The organism is Streptomyces arenae (assembly GCF_022343545.1).
Lineage (GTDB): Bacteria > Actinomycetota > Actinomycetes > Streptomycetales > Streptomycetaceae > Streptomyces > Streptomyces humi.
The window spans coordinates 89,614-110,549 of the sequence record NZ_JAKQYH010000087.1 but is presented as its reverse complement, the minus strand read 5'-3'; the positions used below and the strand labels follow the sequence as shown (position 1 = coordinate 110,549).

Sequence of the window (20,936 nt, the reverse complement as noted above, 5' to 3'; positions counted from 1 at the left end):
TGGGCGGGTGACGCATCAAGAGGACGCCGGGGTGCCGCGGCTGGACGACCAGCTGTGCTTCGCGCTGTACGCCGCGCAGCGGGCCGTGACCGCCGCCTACCGTCCGCTCCTCGACGAACTGGGGCTCACCTACCCGCAGTACCTGGTGCTGCTCGTCCTGTGGGAGCGGGGCGAGACCACGGTGAAGGAGCTGGCCGGCGCGCTCCGCCTCGACTACGGCACGGTGTCGCCGCTGCTGAAGCGGCTGGCGGCGGCCGGTCTGGTGCGCCGGGAGCGTTCCGAGCGGGACGAGCGCGCGGTGCTCGTCGCGTGCACCGAGCGCGCGGAGGAGCTGCGGGAGCGCGCGGCCCGCATACCGGGCGCGCTGCTCACGACGACCGGGCTGGGCGGGACGGAGGTGGCGCGGCTGCGGGAGGAGCTGCGCGAGCTCGCGGACCGGGCGGGCCGGGCGGCCTGGCACCAGGTGTAGCCGCCGCCACCGGCCGGGTCGCCGCCTGTTACCCACGGTTTCCACCCCCCTGCCCGTCCCAGGGCTTCCTACCGGTCGGTACCTTGTGCACGATGTGCTTGCACACTTCTGTGTTGCCCACCACTGTTTCTGCCCTGGGGGAGGTCCCGCCGTGATCGAAGGCGCCACCGTAGACACCCGTCCGACGAAGATCATGTACGTCGCCGAGGCGACCGCCCACGGCGGCCGGGACGGGTATGTCACCAGCCAGGACGGCCTGATCGACCTCAAGGTCGCGATGCCGCCGGCGCTGGGCGGAGACGGGAACGGCACCAACCCGGAGCAGCTGTTCGCGGCCGGTTACAGCTCCTGCTTCCACAACGCGCTGATCCTCGTCGGCAACCGCTCCGGCTACGACCTCACCGGCTCCACGGTCGCCGCGAAGGTCGGGATCGGCCCGAACAAGCAGCGCGGCTACGGCCTCGCGGTCGCCCTGAGCGTCTCGCTGCCCGTGCTGGACGCGGACGTCGCGGCGAAACTGGTGGACGCCGCCCACGAGGTCTGCCCGTACTCGAACGCGACCCGCGGGAACATCGACGTGACGATCGTGCTTGGTTGAAAGGGGAACAGCTAAAGGGGAACAGCGGCGCCGCCGAGCGAGGAGTACGGACGTGGACGTGAACGGCACAGTGGCCGAGGGCTTCGAGCCGGTGAGGGACGCGTTCGCCAGGAACTTCGAGCAGCTCGGTGACCGGGGCGCGGCGGTAACCGTGTACCGGGACGGCCACCGGGTCGTCGACCTGTGGGGCGGCGCCCGGGACTTCGACGGCAGCGCGGCCGCGGCGCCCTGGGAGCGGGGCACCGCCCAGATCGTGCGCTCGGCCACCAAGGGCATCGCCGCCGCCGTACCCCTGCTGCTGCACCAGCGCGGTGAGCTGGACCTGGACGCGCCGGTGGGCGAGTACTGGCCGGAGTTCAAGGCGGCGGGCAAGGAGCGCACGCTGGTACGGCAGCTGCTCGCGCACCGCGCGGGCGTGCCGGTGCTGGACCGGCCGCTGACGCCCGCCGAGGCCGCCGATCCCGACGCCGGCGCCGCCGCGGTGGCCGCGCAGGCGCCGGTGTGGGAGCCGGGCACCGACCACGGCTACCACGCCCAGACCTTCAGCTGGCTGGCCGGCGAGCTGGTGCGGCGGGTGACCGGGCGGAGCGCCGGCGAGTGGATCGCGGACGAGATCGCCGGGCCGGCCGGCGCCGACCTGTGGCTCGGACTGCCGGAGGCGGAGCGGGCGCGCGTGGGACGCGTCGGGCCCGTCGGGGCGCCGGAGACCGCGGGTGCGCTGCGGACCCGGCCCAAGCGCGCCGTCTCCGAGGCGTACGCCGACCCCGGCTCGCTGACCCGCCGGGCGTTCGGTGCGATCAGCCCGCTCCCGGACGAGAACGACCCCGGCTACCGGGCGGCCGTCCTGCCCGCCTCCAACGGCATCGCCACCGCGGACGGCCTGGCCCGCGTCTACGCCTCGCTGATCGGCGAGGTCGACGGCGGCCGCCGGCTGTTCACCCCAAAGACCGTGGAGCTGGCCCGCGCCGAGCAGTCCGCGGGACCCGACCGCGTCCTGGTGATCTCCACCCGCTTCGGGCTCGGCTACATGCTGCACGGCAGCGCGTCCCCGCTCCTGTCCCCCACCTCCTTCGGCCACCCGGGCCGCGGCGGCGCACTCGGCTTCGCCGACCCGGAGTCGGGCATCGCCTTCGGCTACGTCACCAACGGCTTCCGCAAGAGCGTGACGGCGGACCCGCGCGCCCAGGCGCTGGTACGGGCGGTACGCACGGCACTGTCGTAGCCGCCCCGCACGCCCCGCGGCCCGTGCGGCCGGCGCCTCGCAGGCCCCACGCGCGACCGGGGCCGCCCGCGCGCCACCTCACACGTTGATCGGGTGCGAGTGGCGGCCCGAGTCCGCGTCGATCTCGCCGTGCGCCTTGGTGAGCAGTTGCATGGCCAGTTCGTTCAGGGCACGGGCGCCCGCGATCTCCTCGCCGACCCTGGGCTGGTTGTTGTCGGAGTCGTGCCGGCTCGCGTGGCCGTGGGCGCGCACCTCGGTGCCGTCGGGCAACCGGACCAGGGCCACCGCGCGGGTATGCGTGTCGTCCTCCAGGAACTCCAGCTCCACATGCCATCCCACAGCGGTTTGCATCATGGGGACCACCTCCGGAATCGCTGCTTCCAGGGTGCTCCTCGGGGCCCGGACCGTCACGTCGGCGCGGGCCCCCAACGTGCCGCCGGGGCTACTTGTCCTCGTAGCTGGCGAAGTACGCGGCGGCCATGTCCTCGTCGGCGTGCCCCCGGGCGGCGGCCCGGGCGAACCGTTCGGCGGCGGCCTCGGCGACGTCCAGGCGTACGCCGTTGCCCGCGCCCGCGCCGACGATCAGACGGGCGTCCTTCGCGGCGGTGTCCACCGCGAAGGACGGCGGGGTCAGTCCCCCGTCGAGGATCAGCTTGGCCTTCGCCCGCAGATAGCCCATGTCGAGCGGGCCGCCCTCGATGATGTCGAAGAAGTCCTGCGGGTCGACGCCGAGGGCCTGGGCCAGCGCCACCACCTCGCCGGTGGCCGCGGTGACCGCGAGCACCCAGCTGTTGGCGACCAGCTTGAGCCGGGTCGCGGCGGCGGACGAGCCGTCCTCGCCGGTCCACACCGTGCGGGCGCCGACGGCGTCGAAGACCGGCGTGACCAGTTCCCGGCCCTGCTCGGGCCCGGCGGCCAGGACGGTGAGCTGTCCGGCCTCGGCGGGCTGGCGGGTGCCGAGCACCGGGGCGTCGTAGAAGACCAGGCCGTGCTCGCTCGCGAACGCGGCCAGGTCGGGGATCTGGTCGAGTCCCGCGGTGGTCGACTGGACCCAGACCAGGCCGGAGCGCAGCGCGGTGGCGGACTCGCGCAGGGCCGCCAGGGCGGTGGCGCCGTCGTACAGCATGGTCACGACGACGTCGGCGCCCTCGACGGCCTCGGCCGGGGTGTCGGTGACCTGGGCGCCGTCGGCCGTCAGCGGCTCGGCCTTGGCGCGGGTGCGGTTCCAGGCGCGGACGGTGTGCCCGGCCCTGAGGAGGCTGCGTGCCATCGCGGCGCCCATGATGCCGGTGCCCAGCACGGCGACGGTCGGCTTGTCGGTCATGACGTCTCCCTGTCCTCGGAGGTTCCGCAGGCCCAGCTTGGCCCACGGCGGGCCGCTGCGCGCGCGACGCCTACCCGTTCCGGGACGGAGGACACCAGGGACCCCGGCGCCGGCCGGGGTCCCTGGTGTCGTGGGCGTGGACGGGGCCGGTCAGCCGTCGTTCTCCGACGACGGCAGGTAGGCGCCCGGAACGTCGTCCGGCGTGTAGATCTTCTTGTCACCCGGGTACGGCTTGGTCCAGTTGTGGGTCTGGTACCAGGTGTAGCGGTTCATCTGGGTGGGGTTGGCGTAGTCCGGCACCGCGTTCTTGCCGGTCAGCCGCTGGTGCGAGGCCCAGCTCCGCCACTGCGCCGCGACCTGCTGCTCGGCCGCCGGCACCGCCACGGAGGTCGGCGCGGCCGCCGCCCTGGTGTCCTGGGCCGCCGGGGTGTCCGGACCGCAGGACGGCTGCGGGCTCACGCCGAGGGTCAGCGAGGTCCGGTTCGGGACCGCGGTGAACGGCGTGTCGTCCGCCTTGCCGGTGAACGCCCCGTACATCGGGGTGGCCGCGCTGTCGAGCTGGTTCATCGGGTGGATCCCGAGGATCTGCTCGACGGTGCGGACCATGGTGATCTGCGAGTAGTAGTGGTCGTCGACCTTGCCGTGCTGGGCGTACGGGCTGATGACCTGGACCGGGGCGCGGTGGCCGTCGACGTGGTCGAGGCCCGCCTGGGAGTCGTCCTCGACGACGAAGATCGCCGAGTCCTTCCAGTACTTGCTGTGGGTGATCTCGTCGACCATCCGGCCGACCGCGAGGTCGTTGTCGGCGACCTCGGCGGCGGCGTTGGCGGGGCCGCCGGTGTGGTCGTTGGAGAACCAGAACATGTTCAGGTTCGCCGGGCCGTTCTTCTCGAAGTCCTGCTTCCAGATCTGCTCTTTGTAGATGTCCGGGACGTTGAGGTCGAACAGCGGGAAGCCCTGCACCGACACGTCGTTGAGCGAGGGGATCGCCGAGCCCGTCTTGATCGGGTAGGCGGTCCCGGCCCCGGTCGCGGCCATGTTCTTGCTGTCGCAGTACAGGTTCTGCCAGGTGGCCCCGGCCGGCTTGCTCTCGTACGACTGGAACTCGCCGAAGTCCTTCACGGACTGGCCGGCCGCCTGCGCGCCGGTCCAGATGAACCCGGTCTTCTGGTGGCCGAGGACGTCGTCCTCGGTGTCGTAGCTGCGCGTGTACTCGCCGGCCGACGACTCGGTGTACTCCGGGTTGTCCGACTGCATCAGCCAGTTGTGGCCCTCGGCGGAGTTGGTGCCGATGTCGTAGAAGTTGTCGTACAGCCCGAACTGCTGGGCCAGGGCATGCTGGTTGGGCGTGACGTTCGCGCCGAACTGGGTGAGCGAGGAGTTGCCGTTGCCCTGCGGGATGTCGCCGAAGACCTGGTCGTAGGTGCGGTTCTCCTTGACGAGCAGGAAGACGTGCTTGATCGTCGAGGGGTCGCCGATCCGCTTCGGGACCGGGACGGCCTTCTTGTGGCTGTCGCTCTTCGCCGTCCTGACCGAGTTGGACGTCCAGCCGTTCTGCTTGAACACCTTGTTCGTCTCGGCCCTGACGACCTGGTCGCTGGGCATCGTGAACTGGGTGAGGCTCGACGTGGTGTCGTGGGTGTTGTGGCCGGCGGCGTCGGGGCGCAGGGCATCGATGCCACGGGTGTTGGCGACGACGATCTTCTTGCCGAGGGCGGTGATCCCCGACGGGTAGTAGTCCGTGGGGACCAGGCCGACGTAGCGGGCGGGCTGCTGCGCGGAGGTGTAGCGGAAGACGGCGACGGCGTTGGCGCGGCCGAGGGTCACCAGGAGCCGGCCGTCGTCGGTGAGGGTGACCGCGTTCGGCTCGTAGCCGACGGACGCCTCGGGCCACGGCTGGGTGGCGATGGTCTGGACGACCTTGTCCTTGCGGCTGTCGATGACCGAGACGCTGTTGTCGGCGGTGTTGGTGACGAACACCGCGCCCTTGCTCGCGTACACGGCGGTCGGGTGCAGGCCGACGTCGACGGTGGAGACGACGGCGGACGGGTCCGTGGTGTCGATGACGCTGACCGTGCCGGTTGTGCTGGCGCCGGTCTTCGGGTTCGCCACGACGCCGGTGCCGTAGGAGTTGATGGTGGTGTCGCCGGCCTCGGCCGGTCGGCCGCCCTCGTTGCTGACGTAGAGCTTGCCGCCGACCAGGGCGACACCGCGCGGGGCGTTGCCGACGGCCCAGGTCCGCTTGACGGTGCCGGTCGCCGCGTCTATCGCGACCACCTTGTTCTGGCCGTTGACCGCGGAGTACACGGTGGAGCCGTCGGCTGAGAACACGGCGGCGCCCACCAGCGCCTGCTTGGAGCCGTCGGCCGCGATCGGTACGGCCGTGGGGTTGGCGAGGGTCCCGTCCGCGTTGACGGTGAACCTGGTGTAGCCGTTCGCCTGGCCCAGCCACAGCTGCTTGCCGTCGGGCGAGTACGTCGGGCCCTCCTGGCCGACCGCGCCGCTGCTGATGCGCAGGTCGTCCGCCGCGCTGGTGCCGATCTTCTGCTTGACCTGACCGGTGCTCAGGTCGACGACCACCAGGGACGCGTCGCCGTCCGCGACCGAGGCGGCCAGGTGGCTGCCGTCCGGGCTGACCGTCGACGACATGATCTTGCCGTCGTTGATGACGCTGCGGCTGCCGTAGGGGTTGATGTACTGGTCGGCGGAGACGACCTGGCCGTTGGCGGTGGTCTGGCCGACCTGCTGGGTGCCGAACTGGTACGTCGAGGCGACCGCGGTGCCGGTGACGCCGAGGGCGACGGCGATACCGGCCGTCACCATCGTGGCCCGGCGGCCGACGCGGTGGCCGAAGAGGTTGACGTGTCTTTTCTGGCTGATCCGGCGCTGGCGGGTTACCTGCACGGAACTGTTTCCCTTCACTGGGTGTCGAGCAGGTCGACGTTGCCGTCGAACTGCCACAGCGGATTCGGGGCGTCGCCGGTCGGGGTCCGCACGAGGAAGTAGCCGTTGACTTCCTTCGGACCGTCGCCGTCGGCCACGAACCGCCCGTCCGAGGTGATGTCGAGCTGGTAGACCGCCGTCCCCGTCACCGGAACGCCGGGGAGGTGCCAGCTGACCACGCAACGCCAGTCGTTCCCCGCGCCCTCCTGGGCGGCCTGGCCGTCGCTCTTGGTGCACGCCGCCGTGGCCCCCAACTGTGTCTCGGTGACGGCGGGTCGATGGAGTTCCTGCGTCTGCAGGCGGTAGAGGTGCGCGAAGACCGTCGCGAGGGACTTCTGCACCTTGTCCTGGTGGATGCCGGAGCCCGTCGAGGGGGTGGCCACGGCGACCGCCCCGACGGTGACGGCGGTCAGCGCGGCCAGCGGCAGCACGCCGAGGGTGAACGCGCGGCGCCCCGAGCCGTCGTAGGCCGGGTTGGTGAAGTCCCGTCGTACGAACAGCGCGTGGGCCAGGGCGGTCGCGAGCACCGCCCACACCAGGCTGACCGTGACGCCGGTCAGCAGCGGGGCGAGCTGGGCGGGGCTGGTGAACAGGCCGTTCCAGGAGGTGTAGGCGTAGCCGGGCAGGGCGAGGCGTACGGCGACGGGCAGCGGCAGCATCTGGGCGACCGACATCGCGAGCGCGACGACCGGGGGCAGCAGCAGCCCCATCGGGGACCGGCCGAGGGCGACCGAGCCGAGCAGTCCGATCGCGGCGAGGGCGAGGGTCGGGGCGAGGGCCGCGGCCCAGGCGAGCAGGACCCGGACGGCCGTGTCCCCGGGCGCGAGCAGGTGCCCGTCGAGGCCGACCAGCGGCTGGTCGCCGACCGCCAGCAGCCCGCCGAGGGTGCTGGAGACGGCCAGTCCGGCCACCAGCAGCAGGATGACGGTGAGGCTCGCCAGCGCCTTCGCCAGGAAGATCCGCGTGGGCGAGCGGACCGCGACCAGCAGGTGGCGCCAGGTGCCGAGCCGGTCCTCGGCGGCGAACACGTCTCCGGCGACCACCGACGTCAGCAGCGGCAGCGCCCAGGTGCCCGCGAAGCCGAGCATCACCAGCGGGCCCGCCCAGCCGGTCGCGTGCATCCAGCGGCCGAAGAGCGTGTCGGCGGGCAGCGTGCTCTGTTCACTCACCCCGGCCACGAACAGCGCGGGCGCGATCCAGCAGGCCGTCACCAGCAGCCGGATCCGCCACTGCGAGACCAGCTTCACCAGCTCGAACCGGTAGCCGCGGAAGACCGGGACCCGGCGCGCGGCGGGCGGCTCGGCCGGCGCGGACCCGGTGGCGGGGGCGGTGGTCGCCGTCATCGGCCGGCCTCCTGCTGTTCGGTGAGGGCGAGGAACGCGGCCTCCAACGGCGAGACGACGGGCGCGAGTTCGCGGACCGCGACGCCGGCGTGCACGACCTTCGTGACGAGCTCGTCGAGGGCGGGCACCAGGCCGCGTACGACGAGTACGTCGGCGTCCTGCCGTATGCCGCTGTCGTCGACGATCCGGATCCCGCTGGTGTCACCGGCGATCCGGCGGGCGGCCCCGGTGTCGGAGGTGCGCAGCCGGTAGTCGAGTTCACGGTTCTCGGCGGCCAGCTTGCCCAGCGGACCGGAGAACACGACGCGTCCGGTGGCGAGGATGGTGACCTCGGAGCAGAGCGCCTCCAGGTCGTCCATCCGGTGGCTGGAGAGGACCACGGCGGTGCCGTCGGCGGCGAGCCGGCCGAGGACCCCGTGCACATGCCTCTTGCCGGACGGGTCGAGGCCGTTGGAGGGCTCGTCGAGCACCAGCAGCCGGGGTCTGGTGAGCAGGGCCGCGGCGAGTCCGAGGCGCTGCCGCATGCCGAGCGAGAAGCCGCGGGCCTTGTCGTCGGCGACGTCGGTGAGCCCGACCTCGCCGAGCACGTCGTCGATGCCGGCCGGGCCGGTGTCCAGGCCGCGGAGGGCGGCGAGCGCGGCGAGGTTCTGCCGGGCGGTGAGCGAGGGGTAGAGACCGGGCGCGTCCACGAAGCCGGCGACGCCGTCGGGGGCGGTGAGCGCCCGTTCGACCGGGGTGCCCAGGATCTCCAGCCGCCCGCCGTCGGCGGCGGCCAGGCCCAGCAGCAGGCCCAGCAGTGTCGTCTTCCCGGCGCCGTTGGGGCCGACCAGACCATGGATCTGGCCTTGCGTCACATCCAGGTCGACACCGTCGAGGGCGACGACGTCACCGAAGCACTTGGTGATCCCGCGGGCCCGGACTGCGCGGTGTGTGTCCATGAGTCCCATGCGTCCCTTCTTCCGCGATCCGCAGGGACCTTATGGAGAGCACACAACCCGGGCACAGACAGTCGGCTGAACGTTCGACGAACGGTTCGTCAAGGCAACGGCAAGTCCGGTGGACGGACAGCCGGCTCAAGTCCCTTACCGGTCAGGGGCGGCGGCCGCGCGGCCCGGCGCGGGCAGGACAGCCACGGGCCCGCTGACCGGCGCGGACAGGAAAGCCGCGGGCCCGCTAACCAGCGTGCAGCATCAGGCCGATGCCGATGACCAGCAGTCCGGCCGCCGCGATCCTGGGCGCTCCGAACCGCTCCTTGAAGAAGACCGCGCCGATGGCCGCGCCGACGATGATCGAGGATTCGCGCAGGGCGGCGACCGGGGCGAGTTCGGCCCGGGTCTGGGCCCACAGGACCAGCCCGTAGGCGAGGACGGACAGGAGCGCGCCGAACAGCCCCAGGGCCGCGAACGGACGGGCCGCGGTGCGCAGTTCACCGCGTCTGCGGGCGACGGCGTAGGCCGGGATCGCCAGTCCCTGGAGGACCATCAGCCAGGCGATGTACCCGACGGAGGACCCCGACGCCCGTACCCCGAGGCCGTCGAGGACGGTGTACGCGGCGATCGTCAGGCCGGTACCGAGGGCGGCGCCGATCGCCGCCCAGTCGGGCCGGCGGCCGCGCAGCCCCCACAGCGCTACGCCGGTGAGCCCGGCGCAGGACACCGCGATCCCCGCGGCCGCCGGGGCGTTCGGCACCTCGTCCGCGAACACCGCGGCGAACAGGGTGACCAGCAACGGCGCGGTACCGCGTGCGATCGGGTACGCCTGCCCGAAGTCGCCGAGCCGGAAGGACAGCATCAGCAGCGTGAAGTAGGCGACGTGGACGACGGCGGAGGCGAGCAGGTACGGCAGGGCGGCGGCCGCCGGGACCGCGGCGAACGGCATCAGCAGCAGCCCGATCAGCACCCCGCCGGCCGCGATCAGGGAGGAGCCGACGAGCTTGTCGGTGATCCGGTGGGCGATCGCGTTCCAGCTGGCGTGGGTGACCGCGGCGACCAGGACGGCCGCGGTGACCAGTGGGGTCACGCGGAGGGCTCGCGCACGTCCGCGACCGTGGCGCCGGCGTGCTCCACCAGGGCGGCGGGCGCGATCGGGAAGACCGCGTGCGGGTCGCCGGCGGCGGCCCACACCACGTCGTGCCGCAGCAGCGCCCGGTCGGCGAGCACGCGGGTGCGGGTACGGTGCCCGAACGGCGGCACGCCTCCGATGGCGTACCCGGTCGTCTCCCGTACGACGTCGGCCCCGGCCCGCGTCACCTTCGCGGCGCCGAGCTCCCTGCGGACGAGTTCCACGTCGACCCGGGAGGCGCCGTCCATCAGTACCAGCACCGGCACCCCGTCGGCTGCGAAGATCAGCGACTTGCAGATCTGGCTCAGGTCGCAGCCGACCGCCGCGGCGGCCTCGGCGGCGGTCCGGGTGGCGTCCGGGAAGCGCCGGACCCGGGCGGTCAGTTCGCCGAGCCCCAGTGCCTCCAGGGCGGCGGCGAAACGAGGATGGGCTCCCGGGCCCCCGGCGTCGGCGTCAGTGGCGGCTGTCGTCATGGGGGCACGCTAACGGGACGGGGGAAGGCGCGGCGAGTGGTTAGGTGCGGGATACACGGGGAAGCCGGTGAGGGCGCCCCGTCCCCACGGACCCTCACCGGCGGTCTGTCGCGCCGTGCGCCTGTGTCAGGCGCCTGTGTCAGGCGCGGACCAGCTCGCGGTCCCCGTCACCCCGGCCGTCGGCGTCGGCGTCGGCGGCCGTGCGCAGGCCCTCGCCCTCGACGTCGACGTTGGGCAGCGCGCGGTCCAGCCACCTCGGCAGCCACCAGGCACGCTTGCCGAGGAGGGCGAGCACCGCGGGCACGATGGCCATGCGGACCACGAACGCGTCGAAGAAGACGGCGATGGCGAGACCGAAGCCGATCATCTTGATCATCGACTCGCTGGAGGTGATGAAGCCTCCGAAGACGGACATCATGATGACCGCGGCGGCGCCCACCACGCGGGCGCTGTGCCGGAAGCCGGTCACCACGGCCTGGCCGGGCGTCTCACCGTGGACGTACGCCTCCCGCATCCGGGTCACGAGGAACACCTCGTAGTCCATGGCGAGTCCGAAGACCACGCCCACCATGAAGATCGGCATCATCGACATGATCGGCCCGGTCTGTTCGACGCCGAGCAGGCCGCCGAGCCAGCCCCACTGGAAGACCGCGACGACGGCGCCGAGCGCGGCGAGCACGCTGAGCAGGAAGCCGAGGGCCGCCTTCAGCGGGACGAGGACGGAGCGGAAGACCGCGATCAGCAGGAGGAAGGCGAGGCCGACCACCAGCGCCAGGTACGGGACCAGCGCGTCGTTGAGCTTCTGCGAGAAGTCGATGTTCATCGCGGTGGTGCCGGTGACCAGGACCCGTGCGTCCGTGTCCGCCTTGACCTCGGTGCCCTCGGAACGGATGGCGTGCACCAGGTCCTCGGTGCGCACGGAGGACGGCTTGGACGACGGGACCACGGTGATCGTCGCGGTGTCGCCGGCCGGGTTGAACATCGCCGGGCTGACGGACGCGACGTCCTTGAGGCCCTTGATGCCGTCGGTGACCGTGGTGGCGGCGGCCTTCGGGTCGGCGCTTTCCTTGGCGTCGACCACGATCATCAGCGGGCCGTTGAAGCCGGGGCCGAAGCCGTCCGAGAGGAGGTCGTAGGCGCGGCGCTGGGTGGTGGACGTCGGCTGCGAGCCGTCGTCGGGCAGGCCCAGCTCCAGCTGGGAGGCGGGGAGGGCGACCGCGCCGAGGCCGACCACGCCGAGCAGCAGCACGGCGGCCGGACGGCGGACGACGAAGCTCGCCCAGCGTTCGCCCAGACCGGGCCTCCTGGCGAGGGCGCCGGGGGTGGCGGGGGTGGCGGGGGCGGTGTCGCGGCGGCCGCGGCGCTTCTCGCCGGCCGCCCTGACCCGCTTGCCCGCGTAGCCGAGCAGGGCCGGGATCATGGTCAGCGCGATCAGGACGGAGACCACGACCGTGCCGGCCGCGGCGAGGCCCATCTTGGTGAGCATCGGGACGCCGACGACGGACAGGCCGGCCAGCGCGATCACGACCGTGAGGCCCGCGAAGACCACCGCCGAGCCCGCGGTGCCGGCCGCGCGGCCGACCGCTTCCTCACGGTCGCGGCCCTCGGCCAGCTCGCCGCGGTAGCGGGAGACGATGAACAGCGCGTAGTCGATGCCGACGGCCAGGCCGATCATCAGCGCCAGCGTGGAGGTGGTGTCGCCGAGGTCGAGCGCCTTGGCGAGGACGGTGATGGTGGAGACGCCGATGCCGACGCCGATGATCGCCGTCAGCAGCGGCAGCCCGGCCGCGACCAGCGACCCGAGGGTGATGACGAGGACGACGGCGGCGATGGCGAGGCCGACGACCTCGCCGGCCGCCCCCGGCTCGGCTCCGGCCTGGAGGGCGTCACCGCCGATCTCGACGGTCAGCCCGGCCTTCTGCGCGTCGTGCCCGGCGGCCTCCAGCGCGTCCCGCGAGGAGTCCTTGAGCTCCATGCCGGAGACGGCGTAGCGCACCGAGGCGTAGGCGACGGTGCCGTCCTGGCTGACGGCCTTCGTCTGGAACGGGTCGGCGACGGAGGTGACCTCGGAGCCGTCGGCGAGCTTCTTCACGGTCTTCTCGACGGTCGCCTTGTTCAGCGTGTCGGAGATCTTCTCGCCCGCCGGGGCCTTGAAGACGACCCGTGCGGTGGCGCCGTCCGAACTGGAGCCGGGGAAGCGCTGGTCCAGCAGGTCGAAGGCCTTCTGGGCCTCCGTGCCGGGGATCGAGAAGGACGTGGAGCCCGCGGCGGGGGCACTGGCCGCGCCGACCCCCGCGAGGGTCAGCAGCGCGACCCAGATGAGGGCGACGAAGTGCCGTCGCCGAAAGGCGAGCCGGCCCAGCTTGTAGAGGAACGTGGCCACGAGGGCGTACTCCTGGTCAGGTCGTGGGGTGTGCAGGGCAGGGGTGATCAGCCCGGTGGGTGGCAGGGGTGATCGGCCCGACGACGTGAGCGGAGGCGTCAGGTGGGCAGGCTGCGGGGAGGGGTCAGTGGGTGCGGACGCCGAGAGCGGGGAGCACCACGGCGTCGATGTACTTCAGCAGGAAGGCCTGGGTGGGCGGCTGCTCGTCGATCAGGGAACGGGCGGCGAAACCGCCGATCATCATGTGCATCACGAAGTCGATCGCCGGGTTGTCCGCATGGATCTCGCCCCGGTCGATCGCCCTCTGGAGCACCCGGCGGAACTCGGCCATCTCCGGCTCGATCAGGTGCTCCTTGAACGCCGCCAGGAGATCCGGGCTGCCGTGGATCGCCATGGCGAGCCCGCGCATGAGCGCGGAGTTCTGCTCCATCTGGCAGTCGTCCGAGCGCAGCGTGAGGGCGTGCAGGTCGCCCTTGAGCGAACCGGTGTCGATGTTGCCGAAGCCGCCCGGCTTGTTGTGGCGCACCGCCTTGGCCACCAGCTCGGCCTTCCCGCCCCACTGGCGGTAGAGGGTGGCCTTGCTGGACTTGGTGCGGGCGGCGACGGCGTCCATGGTGAGGGCGTCGTAGCCGACCTCACGGAGCAGGTCGAGCACGGCCTCGTACAGCTCGGCCTCGCGCTCGGGTGTGATCCGACTGCGACGCGCCGTTGCGACCTCAGTCATGCCACTCACCCTCCGTTGCTCCGTCGGCATCGTCGTGCGTACATCCATGAAGATACCCTGCGTTCTACAGAAACGAAACCGTTTCGTACGTGTGCTGTCTCACGCGGCCGCGAACGCCGGCGGGAACGCCGACAGGAACGTCGGCGGGAAGGCGGACGTCCCCACAAGTTGCTCCCCCACCCGGGCCGGAAAAGCATGGGGAGGTGAGCTATCTGCGCCTGCCGCACCTGAGCGGCGACCTGTTGTGCTTCGTGGCCGAGGACGACCTCTGGCTGACCTCCCTCGACACCCCGGGCCGCGCCTGGCGGCTCACCGTCGACCGCACCAAGGTGGGCCACCCGCGCTTCTCCCCCGACGGCCGCCAGGTCGCCTACACGAGCTGGCGCAGCCTGGTGCCCGAGATCCACCTGGTCGACGTCGACGGCGGCCCCGGCCGGCAGCTGACGTACTGGGGCAGCGCCGACACCCAGGTGTGCGGCTGGACGCCCCCCGACCAGGACGGCACGGCCGACATCCTCGCGGTCGCCTCGCACGGGCAGCCGTTCTCCTACTTCACCTGGGCCTACAAGGTCTCCACCGACGGCGACCCGGGCCGCAAGCTGCCCTGGGGACCGGTCGCCGACATCCAGGTCGCCGACCTCGCGGGCGAACGCAGGACCCTGCTGCTCACCGGCACCCCGCCGCACGAACCGGCCGGCTGGAAGCGCTACCGGGGCGGCGCCATGGGCCGGCTGTGGCTGCACGGGCAGCGGCTGCTGCCGGACCTCGGCGGCCATCTGTGCGCCCCCATGTTCGTCGGCGGCCGGATCGCCTTCCTCTCCGACCACGAGGGCGTCGGCAACCTCTACTCCTGCGCCCACGACGGCTCCGACCTGCGACGGCACACCGACCACGACGCCTTCTACGCCCGGCACGCCGCCAGCGACGGCACCCGGGTGGTGTACCAGTGCGCGGGCGACCTGTGGCTCGTGGACGACCTCGGCCCGGACGCGGCACCGCGCAGGCTGGACGTACGGCTGTCCGGGCCGCGGGCCGGACGCCGCCCCTACCAGGTGCCGGCCGCCCAGCACGTCGACGGTGTCTCCGTCGACGAGACGGGCCGGGCCAGCGCCGTCGTCGTACGCGGCAGCCTGTACTGGCTCACCCACCGCGACGGCCCGGCCCGCACCATCGCGGACACCCCGGGGGTACGGGTACGGCTCCCGGAGATGCTGGGCTCGACCGGGCGGATCGCCTACGTCACCGACGCCGACGGCGAGGACGCGGTCGAGATCGCCTCGCTGCCCCGGGCGAGCGGCGACCGGCCGCCGCTGCGGCTGGCCTCCGGGCGGCTGGGCCGGGTGCTCGAACTCGTCTCCGACCCGCTGGGCGAGCGGCTGGCGGTGGCGTCGCACGACGGCCGGCTGCTGCTGATCGACGTCCCGGAGGAGGTCGCGGACGAGACCCCCGCCGACGTGGTCACCGAGCTGATCCACTCCCTCAACGGACCCGTCCGCGACCTGGCCTTCTCACCGGACGGGACCTGGCTGACCTGGTCGCACCCGGGGATCGGACGCACCCTGCGGCAGATCAAGCTGGCCCGGATCAGCGACCGGCTCGTCATCGACGTCACCAACGGCCGCTTCGAGGACGAGAACCCGGTGTTCACCCGCGACGGCCGCTACCTCGCCTTCCTCTCCTGGCGCGGCTTCGACCCGGTGTACGACGTCCACACCGGCGACCTCTCCTTCCCGCTGGGCTGCCGCCCGTACCTGGTCCCGCTCTCCTCGGCCACTCCCTCCCCCTTCGCCCTCAACCCGGACGGACGGCCGGCCGCGGGCGGCCTGGACCCCGTCGAGGAGGAGGAACCCGGCGACGGCAGCGCGGTGACCGTCGAGGTCGAGGGGCTGGCGAGCCGGGTGACCCCGTTCCCGGTCGCCGCCTCGAAGTACTCGGCGCTGTATCCGGTCGCGGGCGGCGGTCTGGTCTGGCTGCGCTGGCCCATCTCGGGCGCGCTCGGCGAGACCTTCGCCAACCCCGCCGACACCAGCGGCCGGCCGACCCTGGAGTACTTCAACATCGTCAAGGCGAAGAAGGCCGAACTCGTCGACCACCTCGACTGGTTCACCGTCAGCGGCGACGGCAGCCGGCTGGTGGTGGTCGACGAGGGCGAACTGCGCGCCGTGCCCTCGACCGAGTCCGGCGACGGCGACACGACCGTCTGGATCGACCTGCGCCGCATCCTGCACCAGGTCGACCCGCCCGCCGAGTGGCGCCAGGCGTACGCCGAGGCCGGCCGCCTCATCCGGGACTACTTCTGGGACCCGGGGATGTGCGGCATCGACTGGGACGGCGTGCTCGACCAGTACCGTCCACTGGTCGAACGCGTCGCCTCCCCCGACGAGTTCGCCGACCTGATGCGCGAACTCCTCGGCGAACTGGGCACCTCGCACGCCTATGTCAGCCCCGCCCGGCGCAACGAGGGCCCGCCCCACTACCAGCGCCTCCAGGGTCTGCTCGGCGCCAACCTGGTACGCCGGGACGGCGGCTGGACGGTGAAACGGATCCTGCCGGGTGACTCCTCCGACTCCAAGGCACGCTCCCCGCTGGCCGGCACCGGGATCCGCGAGGGCGCGGTGCTCACCCACGTCGACGGCCGGCCGGTGGACCCGGTGGCCGGTCCGTACCCGCTGCTCGCGGGAGCAGGCGGTACGACCGTGGAGCTGACGTTCACCCCGGGCGAGGGCGAGTCCGGGCCGCCGCGCCGGGTCGCCGTCCTCCCGCTGATCGACGAACGGCCGCTGCGCTACCAGGACTGGGTGGCCAAACGCCGTGAGGTGGTCCGGGAGATGAGCGGCGGCAAGTGCGGCTACCTGCACATCCCCGACATGGGCGGCTCGGGCTGGGCCCAGTTCAACCGCGATCTGCGCGGGGAGGTGTCCCGGCCCGCGCTCATCGTCGACGTGCGGGGCAACGCGGGCGGCCACATCAGCGAACTCGTCGTGGAGAAGCTCACCCGGACCATCCTCGGCTGGGACCTGACCAGGAACGCCCAGCCGGTGTCGTACGCCTCCAACGCACCGCGCGGCCCGATCGTGGCGCTCACCGACGAGGCGACCTCCTCCGACGGCGACATGATCACGGCCGCGATCAAACTGCTCCGGCTCGGCCCGGTGGTCGGGCAGCGCACCTGGGGCGGAGTGGTCGGCATGACCGGCCGGCACCAGCTCGGCGACGGCACGGTGATCACGGTGCCGATGAACGCGGCCTGGTTCGAGGAGTACGGCTGGTCCGTCGAGAACCACGGCGTCGCCCCCGACCGCGAGGTCCTGCGCACCCCCCTGGACTGGGCGGAGGGCCGCCACGTGGAGATGGACGAGGCGATCCAGCTGGCCCTGGACCTCCTCACCGACCACCCGGCGGCGATCCCCCCCGACCACAGCGAGGTCCCCGACCGCTCCCGCCCCAAGCTCCCCCCGCGCCCCACGGCCCCCTAGAGCGCCCCGAAGGGACGCGGGGAACTGCCAGCCCTGAAACTGCGCGCCCCGAAGGGGCGCGGGGAACTGCGCGACAAGCCCCCACCCACCCGCACATGCCCCCAACCGCTGCCCCCCAAAAAAAGACGCAGGGCACCCTCCGCAACGAAGGGCGCCCCACATCTGTCGGTCAGGCCAGTGCGACGACTACGCGTCGTAGTCCTGGTTGAACCGGTCGCGCATCTCCTGCTCCGTGTCGTCCATGTCCTGGCGACCACGGTCACGCGTCTGCTGGCCGTGCTGCTGAGCCTGGTGGCCGCGCTCCTGCGTCTGCTGGCCGCGCTGCTTGGCCTGGTCCTGGGCCTCGCGGATCTTCTGCTTGCCCTGGTCCTGCATCTTGCCGGCCTTGTCCTTCATACCCATGTGGGTTCACTCCTGTGGAGGGTGAGGGGATCGGCCCTCGGTGGGGCCTCGACCAGGTTCACACGGCCCGACTCCGCGCGCATTTCGATCAGTTACGGTGTGTAGCGCGCGCCTCCTCGTCGGCCGCCCCACCTGCACCGACGAGACCGGTGCGCATGCCCTGCAAGCGGGGTGCGAACCGCTTCATCTCGCGCTGCCCGACCGTCCCGATGAGCGCCGGCAGGTATCCGCGCACGCCCTGCATCCCGCGCAGCCACCACTGCCCGTACACGTGCGCCGACCGCCGTTCGATCCCGGCCACCATCCGGTCCACCGCCGGGCCCAGCGGGTACGTCTTGTTCGACGGCCACGGCAGCCGCTGCCGCAACTCCCGCATCACGTCGTCCTGGTCGGCGCCGCGCACCATGTCGGTGTCCGTCCAGGACAGGTACGCGACACCGACGCGCACGCCCCGGTGGCCGACCTCGGCGCGCAGACTGTGCGCGTACGCCTCCACCCCGGACTTGGACGCGCAGTACGCCGTCATCATCGGCGCCGGTGTGATCGCGGCCAGCGAGGCGACCTGAAGCAGGTAGCCGCGGCTCTCGGTGAGCACCGGCAGGAACGCCCGCGCCGTCACCGCCGAGCCGATCAGGTTGACCTCGATCACCCGCCGCCAGGCCACCGGATCCGAGTCGGCGAACGGACCGCCGTTCGCCACCCCGGCGTTGGCCACCACGATGTCGACCTTGCCGAACCGCTCCTTGACCTCGGCCGCGGCCCGGCTCATCGCCTCGTGGTCGGTGACGTCGGCGTACCAGTGGGCGCTGTCGGTGTGCAGCCGCCCCGAGACCTCCTTGAGCGCGTCCTCCTCCAGGCCGACCAGCGCGATCCGCGCCCCGCGCGCGGAGAGCTTGCGGGCGAGCAGCTCGCCGACCCCGCGCGCCGCCCCGGTGACGACGGCGACCTGTCCTTCGAGACCGACCCTGCTCATGAGCCCTCCGTGATCCGCTCGGGCGCCGCGGCGCCGGTGTCCTCCGGGGTGACCGTCACGTACTGGGTGACGAGCTCCCGGATCCTTGCGTTGACCGCCTCCGGCGCCTCGACCGGCGTCATGTGGCCCATGCCGGGCAGCTCGGTGAGACCGAGGGAGTGCGGCAGCGCGGCGGCCAGCGCGCGGGCGTGCGACGGGGGCGTGAGCCGGTCGGCGGTGCCGGTGACGACCGCCGTGGGCACGTCCAACTCCCGTACGCCGGCCTCCAGGTCGAGTCCCGCGAGGACGCCCGCCCAGGCGTGCCGTACGGAACTCGGGCAGGCGTGCACGATCCGCGCGCACGCCTCCACCATGTGCGGGGCGGAACCGGGGCCCATGGTCGCGTACTTGAGGACGCGCTTCGCGACGGGCGTGACCGGCCCCAGCGGGGCGCGCGAGCCCAGGACGCGCGCCGTGAGCCAGGTGCGTACCGCCCCGGCGCGCATCGGTATGACAAGGGCCTCCGCGATCAGCCGCGAACTGCCGGTGCTGCACAGCAGAACGGCGGCGGCATGCTCCTGGAAGCGGGGGCGGCCGGCGGCCGCCATCACGGTCATGCCGCCCATGGAGTGGCCGACGATCACGGCGCGTTCGCCGCGCGCGAGGGTCCCGGCCAGCACCGCCTCCAGGTCGTCCGCCAGCGCGCGGGTGGTGCACGCCGGGCTCGCGGGGCTGCGCCCGTGGCCCCGCTGGTCGTAGGCGACGACCCGGTGGTCCACCGCCAGTTCCCGGATCTGCGCGGCCCAGAAGGCGGTCGAGCAGGTCCAGCCGTGGGCGAGGACGACGGACGGCGCGCCGTCGGGGCCGTGCACCTCGACGTGCAGGCGGGCGCCGTCGGCGGACACGACGGTGAGTTCCCGGGCGGGCACCGGCGGGGCGTAGGGGCCGCCGGTCACATGGCCGAGCCGGCTCACGCGCCCACCTCCGCGCCGGACCTGGTGCCGTGCGCGGGGCCCGCGCCGTCCGGCAGGGGCGGGCGGATCACGTCGTACTCCGCGAGGTCCACCCGCTGGGTCGCGCGCCGGAACTCGGTCGTCGTACCGGGCCAGATGGTGGTGTTGCGGCCCTCCGCGTCCAGGTACCAGCTGGTGCAGCCACCGGTGTTCCAGACAGTGCGCTTCATGCGCTCCTGGACCTTGTGGTTCCAGGCAGCCACCGCGCCGGGGCGCGCGTCGAGGGCCGCCCGGCCGCCGAGGACCGTGAGCTGGCGCAGATAGTCGGCCAGGTAGTTCAGCTGGGACTCGATCATGAGGATCATGGAGGAGTTCCCGAGACCGGTGTTGGGCCCGATGATCGTCATCCAGTTGGGGAACCCGGCGGCCGCGGCACCGCGCAGCGCCTGCATGCCGCCCTTCCAGGACTCCGCGAGGGTGCGCCCGTCGGCGCCGACGACCCGCTCCGCGATCGGCATGTCGGTGACGTGGAAGCCGGTGCCGAAGATGATCGCGTCGACCTCGGCGGTGCTGCCGTCGGCGGCGACCACCGTCGAACCGCGGACCTCGGCGAGCCCGCTCGCCACCACGTCCACGTTCGGCCGGGTGAGCGCCGGATAGTAGGTGCTGGACAGCAGAATCCGCTTGCAGCCGATCCGGTAGTCCGGGGTGAGCCTGGCCCGCAGCGCCGGGTCCTTGACGGCCCGGTGCATGTTGCGCAGGGCCAGCTTCTCGACCAGGCCGAGCTCGTCGGGGCGCTTGGTGAACGCCTGGACCTGGAGTTCCCGGACGCCCCACAGGAACCCGCGGCGGGCCCGGGTGGTGAAGGGCAGCGCCCGGTGCAGCCCGCGCTCGGCGGTGCCGATGGCACGGTCCATGCGGGGCATCACCCAGGGCGGGGTGCGCTGGAAGAGGGTGAGGTGCGCGACCTCAGGCTGGACGGCGGGCACGATCTGGATCGCGGAGGCGCCGGTGCCGACCATGGCCACCCGCTTGCCGCGCAGGTCGTAGTCGTGGTCCCAGCGGGCCGAGTGGAAGACCTTCCCCGGGAAGGAGTCCAGCCCCGGGATCCCGGGGATCTTCGGGTCGGACAGCGGCCCGGTGGCGGAGACGACGACGTCGGCGGAGAAGGTGCCGGCGGCGGTCTCGATGTCCCAGCGCAGCTGCTCCGTGTCCCAGGTCATCCGCGTCACCTCGGCGTTGAAACGCAGGTGGGGGCGGAGCCCGAACACGTCCGTGACGTGCTCCAGATAGGCGCGGATGTGCTCCTGCCCGGAGAAGGTGCGCGGCCAGTCGGGGTTGGGCGCGAAGGAGAAGGAGTAGAGGTGGGAGGGCACGTCGCAGGCGCACCCCGGATAGCTGTTGTCGCGCCAGGTGCCGCCGACGCTGCCGGCTCGTTCCAGGACGACGAAGTCGGTGATCCCCTCCCTGCGCAACCGTACGGCCGCGCCCAGTCCGCCGAACCCGGACCCGATCACCGCCACCCTGACATGTTCGTGCTGGGCCATCCCGGAGCCTCCACACCCTCGACCGCGATTACGCCAGTAATCACTGGCGCAGTCGCACTTTAGGGC

At 72.5% G+C, this 20,936-nt stretch carries 17 protein-coding genes; 4 read left to right on the top strand and 13 right to left on the bottom strand.

Annotated elements, in window-relative coordinates:
- Window positions 1-7: 7 nt before the first annotated feature.
- The 3 genes from MB828_RS39775 (at window position 8) to MB828_RS39765 (ending at window position 2,289) form a co-directional block, all read left to right on the top strand.
- On the top strand, window positions 8-469 hold the full coding sequence (locus tag MB828_RS39775) for a MarR family winged helix-turn-helix transcriptional regulator (protein ID WP_301652412.1): 462 nt from the start codon (window positions 8-10) through the stop codon (window positions 467-469).
- A 193-nt stretch (window positions 470-662) separates the two neighbouring features.
- Window positions 663-1,067 carry an organic hydroperoxide resistance protein gene (locus MB828_RS39770; protein WP_207920937.1) on the top strand — a complete coding sequence of 135 codons (405 nt, stop codon included), beginning with the start codon at window positions 663-665 and terminating at the stop codon, window positions 1,065-1,067.
- Window positions 1,068-1,119: 52 nt separating this feature from the next.
- Entirely contained in the window at window positions 1,120-2,289 is a 1,170-nt protein-coding gene (locus MB828_RS39765; protein WP_301652411.1) for a serine hydrolase domain-containing protein, read from the top strand.
- A gap of 78 nt (window positions 2,290-2,367) precedes the next feature.
- Here MB828_RS39765 and MB828_RS39760 read toward each other — a convergent pair whose 3' ends face one another.
- From MB828_RS39760 to MB828_RS39720, 9 genes are all read right to left on the bottom strand, one after another.
- On the bottom strand, window positions 2,368-2,643 hold the full coding sequence (locus MB828_RS39760) for a DUF1876 domain-containing protein (protein WP_046732929.1): 276 nt from the start codon (window positions 2,641-2,643) through the stop codon (window positions 2,368-2,370).
- Window positions 2,644-2,731: 88 nt separating this feature from the next.
- Complete coding sequence (locus MB828_RS39755; protein WP_133027957.1) at window positions 2,732-3,613, bottom strand: NAD(P)-dependent oxidoreductase; 882 nt, start codon at window positions 3,611-3,613, stop codon at window positions 2,732-2,734.
- A 150-nt stretch (window positions 3,614-3,763) separates the two neighbouring features.
- On the bottom strand, window positions 3,764-6,517 hold the full coding sequence (locus MB828_RS39750) for a bifunctional YncE family protein/alkaline phosphatase family protein (RefSeq protein WP_301652410.1): 2,754 nt from the start codon (window positions 6,515-6,517) through the stop codon (window positions 3,764-3,766).
- A 14-nt stretch (window positions 6,518-6,531) separates the two neighbouring features.
- Window positions 6,532-7,899 (bottom strand): ABC transporter permease, encoded by a 1,368-nt coding sequence (locus tag MB828_RS39745; RefSeq protein ID WP_301652409.1) that lies wholly within the window; start codon window positions 7,897-7,899, stop codon window positions 6,532-6,534.
- Complete coding sequence (locus MB828_RS39740; RefSeq protein WP_301652551.1) at window positions 7,896-8,837, bottom strand: ABC transporter ATP-binding protein; 942 nt, start codon at window positions 8,835-8,837, stop codon at window positions 7,896-7,898. Before MB828_RS39740 ends, MB828_RS39745 begins: the two co-directional genes overlap by 4 nt.
- A 235-nt stretch (window positions 8,838-9,072) precedes the next feature.
- Window positions 9,073-9,918, bottom strand: coding sequence for a DMT family transporter (locus MB828_RS39735; protein WP_301652408.1), 846 nt, complete (start codon window positions 9,916-9,918; stop codon window positions 9,073-9,075).
- Entirely contained in the window at window positions 9,915-10,433 is a 519-nt protein-coding gene (locus MB828_RS39730) for a YbaK/EbsC family protein (RefSeq protein WP_301652407.1), read from the bottom strand. The genes MB828_RS39735 and MB828_RS39730 overlap by 4 nt, the downstream gene beginning before the upstream one ends.
- Before the next feature lie 139 nt (window positions 10,434-10,572).
- Window positions 10,573-12,816 (bottom strand): MMPL family transporter, encoded by a 2,244-nt coding sequence (locus MB828_RS39725; RefSeq protein ID WP_301652406.1) that lies wholly within the window; start codon window positions 12,814-12,816, stop codon window positions 10,573-10,575.
- A 124-nt stretch (window positions 12,817-12,940) separates the two neighbouring features.
- Complete coding sequence (locus MB828_RS39720) at window positions 12,941-13,540, bottom strand: TetR/AcrR family transcriptional regulator (RefSeq protein WP_301652405.1); 600 nt, start codon at window positions 13,538-13,540, stop codon at window positions 12,941-12,943.
- 203 nt (window positions 13,541-13,743) lie between these two features.
- Between MB828_RS39720 and MB828_RS39715 the strand changes: the two genes are divergently transcribed.
- Window positions 13,744-17,016, top strand: coding sequence for a S41 family peptidase (locus tag MB828_RS39715; protein WP_301652404.1), 3,273 nt, complete (start codon window positions 13,744-13,746; stop codon window positions 17,014-17,016).
- A gap of 186 nt (window positions 17,017-17,202) precedes the next feature.
- Here MB828_RS39715 and MB828_RS39710 read toward each other — a convergent pair whose 3' ends face one another.
- From MB828_RS39710 to MB828_RS39695, 4 genes are all read right to left on the bottom strand, one after another.
- Complete coding sequence (locus MB828_RS39710; protein WP_046732939.1) at window positions 17,203-17,418, bottom strand: hypothetical protein; 216 nt, start codon at window positions 17,416-17,418, stop codon at window positions 17,203-17,205.
- An 88-nt stretch (window positions 17,419-17,506) separates the two neighbouring features.
- Window positions 17,507-18,391: an SDR family oxidoreductase gene (locus MB828_RS39705; protein WP_301652403.1), complete on the bottom strand. Its 885-nt coding sequence runs from the start codon at window positions 18,389-18,391 to the stop codon at window positions 17,507-17,509.
- Window positions 18,388-19,344 (bottom strand): alpha/beta fold hydrolase, encoded by a 957-nt coding sequence (locus MB828_RS39700; protein ID WP_301652402.1) that lies wholly within the window; start codon window positions 19,342-19,344, stop codon window positions 18,388-18,390. The genes MB828_RS39705 and MB828_RS39700 overlap by 4 nt, the downstream gene beginning before the upstream one ends.
- On the bottom strand, window positions 19,341-20,870 hold the full coding sequence (locus MB828_RS39695) for a flavin-containing monooxygenase (RefSeq protein WP_301652401.1): 1,530 nt from the start codon (window positions 20,868-20,870) through the stop codon (window positions 19,341-19,343). The genes MB828_RS39700 and MB828_RS39695 overlap by 4 nt, the downstream gene beginning before the upstream one ends.
- Between the last annotated feature and the right edge of the window lie 66 nt (window positions 20,871-20,936).

Coding starts and splice junctions, on each gene's coding strand:
- MB828_RS39755 (WP_133027957.1), bottom strand. CDS start 3,613: ATGACCGACAAGCCGACCGTCGCCGTGCTGGGCACCGGCATCATGGGC.
- MB828_RS39705 (WP_301652403.1), bottom strand. CDS start 18,391: ATGAGCAGGGTCGGTCTCGAAGGACAGGTCGCCGTCGTCACCGGGGCG.
- MB828_RS39760 (WP_046732929.1), bottom strand. CDS start 2,643: ATGATGCAAACCGCTGTGGGATGGCATGTGGAGCTGGAGTTCCTGGAG.
- MB828_RS39745 (WP_301652409.1), bottom strand. CDS start 7,899: ATGACGGCGACCACCGCCCCCGCCACCGGGTCCGCGCCGGCCGAGCCG.
- MB828_RS39695 (WP_301652401.1), bottom strand. CDS start 20,870: ATGGCCCAGCACGAACATGTCAGGGTGGCGGTGATCGGGTCCGGGTTC.
- MB828_RS39720 (WP_301652405.1), bottom strand. CDS start 13,540: ATGACTGAGGTCGCAACGGCGCGTCGCAGTCGGATCACACCCGAGCGC.
- MB828_RS39710 (WP_046732939.1), bottom strand. CDS start 17,418: ATGGGTATGAAGGACAAGGCCGGCAAGATGCAGGACCAGGGCAAGCAG.
- MB828_RS39770 (WP_207920937.1), top strand. CDS start 663: ATGTACGTCGCCGAGGCGACCGCCCACGGCGGCCGGGACGGGTATGTC.
- MB828_RS39740 (WP_301652551.1), bottom strand. CDS start 8,837: ATGGACACACACCGCGCAGTCCGGGCCCGCGGGATCACCAAGTGCTTC.
- MB828_RS39730 (WP_301652407.1), bottom strand. CDS start 10,433: ATGACGACAGCCGCCACTGACGCCGACGCCGGGGGCCCGGGAGCCCAT.